At 70.6% G+C, this 5,491-nt stretch carries 4 protein-coding genes; 2 read left to right on the top strand and 2 right to left on the bottom strand.

The genetic code is table 11. The annotated features are described in order from the left end of the window. The coding region (locus ACLL9L_RS08475; RefSeq protein WP_411284207.1) for a hypothetical protein at window positions 1-606 on the top strand (606 nt) is incomplete at its 5' end. A 133-nt stretch (window positions 607-739) separates the two neighbouring features. Further along, a complete protein-coding gene (locus tag ACLL9L_RS08470; RefSeq protein WP_411284208.1) occupies window positions 740-955 on the top strand; it encodes a putative immunity protein in 216 nt (71 codons plus the stop codon). A gap of 689 nt (window positions 956-1,644) precedes the next feature. On the opposite strand, the gene ACLL9L_RS08465 is transcribed toward ACLL9L_RS08470, so the two are convergent. Together ACLL9L_RS08465 and ACLL9L_RS08460 are read right to left on the bottom strand one after the other, a co-directional pair. Further along, window positions 1,645-4,935 (bottom strand): beta-phosphoglucomutase family hydrolase, encoded by a 3,291-nt coding sequence (locus tag ACLL9L_RS08465; RefSeq protein WP_411284206.1) that lies wholly within the window; start codon window positions 4,933-4,935, stop codon window positions 1,645-1,647. Continuing rightward, a partial coding sequence (locus ACLL9L_RS08460) for a DMT family transporter (protein ID WP_411284205.1) occupies window positions 4,932-5,491 on the bottom strand: 560 nt, incomplete at its 5' end. The genes ACLL9L_RS08465 and ACLL9L_RS08460, both read right to left, overlap by 4 nt.

Raw genomic sequence — 5,491 nt, 5'->3', positions numbered from 1 at the left:
TCTGACGAGTTCACCGTGCGAGTGGTGGACTCGCTCCGGTCCGTAGACGTCGGTCCGCGCGAGGGCATCGTGCCGGCTGACCTGGAGGTGAGTGCGGAGGATGCCCTGGCGGCGCTGCACGCGACAAAGGGCTCCGAAGAAGTCTTCAAGGCGTTCCCACAGTTCCTCGACCTGGCGTCCTGGCTTCCGGTCGCCAACTTCTCGGTGTGCTCGAAGTTTGGCACTGCCCGATATCTCGACCTATGGGACGTCGACCACTTCGACGGTTTCACGAATGTGGAAAGGAACCTCGATGAGTGCCGGGCGTGGTTCTCCGACAAGGGATTCGACTCGTGGGGCTCCGGGCAGACGAGGTCCGGCCGGATCAACTGCTACTTCACCGCCCCGCAGGCCGGCGCGTACATCTGCACCGCCCGGCTTCAGAGCTATGCGGGAGCGGCACTCGTCGAGTGCCTCATCGACGGCTCGTCGTTCGGCTCGCTCCCCGTCAACGGGGCCATCACCCAACCCCACCCGTGCAACCTCTCGGCGGGAGGACACCACTTCCGAATCCGGCAGCTGTCGGGATCCTTCTTCTTCCTCTCGCTGACGGTGTGGCGCGCCTGACAGGGCAGCGTCGGATCAGTGCCGGGGTCAACCGGTAGAGGACACTGCCTCGGTGACGTCGCCGCGAAGCATGTCGCGACGGTCCTGGGGGTAATGGCTCGGCCGAGACGCTGCTGCCACCTTCCAAGGAGGCATCCTCCGGCGACGACCGGCCCTGGCGTCCGCGAGGGCGTTCGGGCGAGGTGAACTGCGCGTCGGCGTCGTCCGCAACCTCGCGCTCGCGTGCCCTGCGCCCGCCCGGCAGGCGCCCACCTCGGCCGCCACCGCCGTGGCCCCCGCGTGCGGGCACCCGGCAGCGCCCGCCCAGACGGCAACGCCAAGGCTGTCCCGTCGGACGCGTCTGGGGTGATGGCACCGGGCGCTCGGGTGACCCGGATAATCTGGACAGGGAGGGGATGCCTCGTGGCGCGGCCCTGACCTGACTCACCGAAAGAGCGACGGCGCCCCACCTCCGGATAGAGGTCGGGCGCCGTTCTCTTTGCGGAACACGCGTCGTCGGACGGTTCGGCGCTTGCTCCGTAGATGGACCATAGCCCCGGCCCCGACCGCCAGAGGCGAAACCCACAAATACGGCCCAACCGGACTAGTCGACCCCCATGGGCTTCAGCACCGAGGCCCTGTCCCCAAGGGGAGGAGGGGGAGGAGACGGGACTGTGCTGCAGCGCCGAAGGCTACGCAAGAATGCGCCGTGCCGGCCAGGCGCCAATCCCTGGCTCCTCCCCGCGTTTCGGCACCGTCGAGGGTCGTTGCGGCGCACGGGACCCGCCTGTGCGCTGGCGCCCCCATGAGATCACGGGTCGATGCCGACCTGGAGAGCGCTGCGGGTGACCACGTCCGCGATGGGGGATGGCTGCCCATCTCGCTGGTCGTCGGTGATGGTCGAGCGCAGGCGATTGTCACCCTGGCCGACCGCTGCGCCTTCGCAACGCGCTCGGCCAGGGGCCGGTGGCCGGGGGCCACTCCATCCACATGAGCCCGACCGCGACACCTGCGCCCAACAGCACAGCCTGTCCATCGAGTAGTTCAGACTGCCCTGGGTCATGGCTCTGCCCTTCGGGTGGACGGGTGCAGGGTCTCGGCGCCGCCGTGGATCGTCGGCGCCTCCGGCGTGAGCGCCACTACGTGGACGACGCCGGGGGAGAGCACGCTCAGCTGGTCCTCGACGCACACGGTGATGGAATGGGCCGTGTGCGGATGCAGCCGCAGGCGGACCTGTGAGGGGGTCAGCTCGACGCTGATCGGCTGGCCGCGGTAGACGATCTCGAACTCCGCGCGGGGCAGCTCGGGGGGTAGTGCCGGATGGATACGGAGGACGTCGCCGCGGATCTCGAGGCCGGCGTAGCACCGGAGGATCATGTCGACGGTGCCCGCCATGGCACCGAGATGGACGCCCTCGCGGGTGGTGCCGCCCTGGGTGTCAGCCAGGTCGCTGTCCAGCGCCTGGGTGAACATTGACCAGGATCGGTTCCGGTCGCTGCGGGCGAGCACCCAGGAGTGGACGAGCCGGCTCAGGGTGGAGCCGTGGCTGGTGCGGGCGAGGTAGAACTCGATGGACCGCGGGATCGCCTCTGCGGGCAGGGAGTAGCCCATCAGCGCGAGCAGGTCCCGCAGCTCCTCGGCGGAGAACAGATAGAAGAGCATCAGCACGTCGGCCTGCTTGGAGAGCCGGTAGTCGTTGGGGCTGTGTCCCTCGGCAGCAAGGATCAGGTCGAGCCGGCCGATGTTGCCGTAGCGGGCCCGGTAGGTCTCCCAGTCGAACTCCCGGAGTGCCTCGTAGCCCTCGAACTGGCTGATCACGCCGTCGGCGTGGAACGGCACCCGCAACCGGCGCCGGATCCGGTTCCACAGCTCACGCTCACCGGGTCGCAGCGCCAACCGGTCCTGCAGCGGCCCGCAGTCCTGCCCCGCCAACAGGTCGAGCACCTCCAGGGTCCGGCCCGCGAGCCAGGCGACCATCACGTTGGTGTAGGCGTTGTTGCGCACCCCCAGACCGGGCGCCCCGGGGTATCCGTCGTGGAACTCGTCCGGCCCCATCACTCCCGCGATGTCGAAGCGGTCGGCCGACGCGTCATAGGTCGCCAGGCTCGCGAAGAATCGGGTGACCTCCACCATCAGCTCGGCGCCTACGTCGATGAGGAACCCCAGGTCGGCGGTGGCCTGGTAGTACTGCCAGGCTCCGTAGCCGACCGCGAGCCCGACGTGCCGCTGCCGGCGGGAGTTGTCCGGCATCCAGCTCTCGGTGCGCAGGTTGTAGAGCTCGTCCGGCGTCTCCTCCCTCCCGTCGCTGCCGCTCTGCCACGGGAACATCGCCCCGTCCCACCCCACGTCGCGGGCGGCGTCACGCGCTGCGTCGAGACGGCGGTGTCGGTATCCCAACAACGCCCGCGTCAGCTCGGGACGGCGCAGCGTGAGCATGGGGTAGACGAACATCTCGTCCCAGAAGACGTGCCCGCGGTAACCCTCCCCGTGCAGGCCGCGCGCCGGGACACCCGCGTCCAGGTCCGGTCCGGCCGCCGCGAGCGTCTGCAGCACGTGAAAGGTGTTGAGGTTCAACGCCAGCGACTGCCGCCGCCCCGCCCGGATCCCGATGCCGAACCTCCCCCACAGCCTCTCCCAGGCGAGCTCGTGGGAGCGCAACAGGTCGATCGCGGCCGGGGCCCGCGCAACCGCGGCGGCCACGGACAGCGCGGCGCTGGACACGGCCCGGTCCCGGGAGGTGGCGACCGCCACGACCTTCTCGATCGTCACCGGCCGCCCAGCCCGCAGCGCCAGGACGAACTCCTGCCCGACGTATGCCGGGTCGCCGTCGAGCAGCCGCCGCTCCACGTCGGCATCCGGGTCAGGGACGCCGGCCACCAGACGGGTGCGCGCTGCCATCGCGATGTGCACCCGTGACTGGCTGGTGGCCACCTCCAGGACAACGGTCTGGGAGTCGACCTGCCGGGCGCCGACCGGCTCGAGGTGCCGGTCGGCGAGCAGCCGATACTCGGCGACGTTGCGGTTGGCGACCCGCCCGTCGATGCCCGACCGGACCACGACCGGGCCGGACCAGTCCTCGGCCTCCACCGTCATCTCGAGCACTGCGAGATGCTGCTGCGTCAGGTGCACGAGCGAGCGCGAGGTGACGGCGGTGGTGCGGCCGGCCAGGTCACGGTAGCGGCAGACGCGGGTCAGCACGCCGCGGCGCAGGTCGAGCTGCTGGGAGGAGCTCAGCATCTGCGCGGAACCGGGCAGCAGGGCCGGACCACCCGCCGGGCCCAGCGTGAACGAGGTCCAGTCGGGGGCGTTGACCAGGTGTTCGTCCTCGACGGACCGGCCACCGATGTCGCGGCGCAGCCGGTTGTAGACGCCCGCGAGGTAGGTGCCCGGGTAGTGCACGCCGTCCGCGGTGCTGCCCGGTGCGGACCCGCGCGTTCCCCAGTAACCGTTGCCCAGCGTGCAGAGGGCCTCGCGGGTGCCTTCCACAGCCGGGTCGAACCCGTCGTACGCCAGCAGCCAGGCGCTGGCGCTGGCCGTCGCGCCGCCGCACCAGAGCTCGGCCGAGTCGGCGATCGGGACGTCCATCTCGAGCGCGGCCAGGTCCTCGACGACGACGTCCGCCCCCGCGGCGAGCAGACCGGCACGGTTGCCGACCCGGTCGACACCCACCACCAGAGCGAACCCGCCGTCCGTCCCGGCCCGCACCCCGGCCTCGGCGTCCTCCACGACGACCGTGCGCGCCGGGTCGACCCCGAGTCGGCGGGCCGCCTCCAGGAACATGGCCGGGTCCGGTTTGCCTGACAGCGAGAGACGCAGCGCGTCGCTGCCGTCGACCCGCGCGTCGAAGAGGTCGTTGACGCCCGCCGCCACCAGCACCTGCTCGCTGTTGCGGCTGGAGGTCACCAACGCGGTGGGTATGCCGCCGGCCCGCAACCGCCGCAGCAGCACGACGGTGCTGGGGAAGGCCACCGCCCCGACCCGGGCCAGCTGCTGGGTGAACAGGTCCTGCTTGCGCGCCGCCAGCGCCTGCACAGTATGGCGTTCGGCGGTGTCGGGGTCGGCGGCGCCGTCGGCCCCGCCCTCCGGCAGCTCGATCATTCGGGAGGCGAGGAAGACCCGGACACCGTCTTCTCTCGTGCGCCCGTCGACGTAACGCCGGTAGTCCTGCTCGATGTCGAAGCCCGTCGTCGACGGTCCGGCCAGTCCCGGTAGGACCTGATCGAAGAGCTCCTTCCACGCCGCCGCATGGACCGAGGCGGTGTCGGTGACCACGCCGTCCATGTCGAAGATGACCGCATCGTAGGTTTCCAGGCGCAGGTCCGGGCTGCCTTGCGCCTTCGGGCCGCTCACCCCGGCTCCCCGCACGCGCAGCGGTAGCCGGCGGAACGGCATACCCGATGCTGCAGCCCCGCTCGGGGGGCGCCCTGGCGCGGCTCCTTCGGCAGGGTCGGGGCGTGATCGTGAGGTGGCCCGGCGATATGCAGGTGTCCCGGTGGTCCGGCGCCAGGGTGGTCCTGCTTGGTCATGGCCAGCCACATGCTGACCAGGACCAGGACGATGCCCACCCCGGTCCAGGCATCGGGCCGTTCACCCAGGGCCACGATGCCGATCAGCAGACCGAAGACGGGGACCAGGAACATCCACACCGTCAGCAAGGACAGCGGACAACGCCGTGCCTCGACGAACCAGGCCAGCGTCGTCGCCGCGGTCGCGACCAGGCCGAGGAAGGCGAGCACGAGGATGAACCGTCCGGTCCAGGCGATGTGCGGCACCCCTTCCACGACGAGGGCGACGGCGGCCAGCACCATCCCGCCTATCAGGAAGTGCGCCGCGCTGGCCACGACGACGTCGACATCGCCCAAGCCACGCACCATCAACGTCCCGCCTGTCACCGCCGCCGCCGAAA

The sequence above is a fragment of the Lapillicoccus sp. genome (assembly GCF_046595215.1).
Taxonomy (GTDB): Bacteria; Actinomycetota; Actinomycetes; order Actinomycetales; family Dermatophilaceae; genus Lapillicoccus.
The sequence above is the reverse complement of the archived record's forward strand: the minus strand, read 5'-3'. Positions and strand labels throughout refer to the sequence as shown.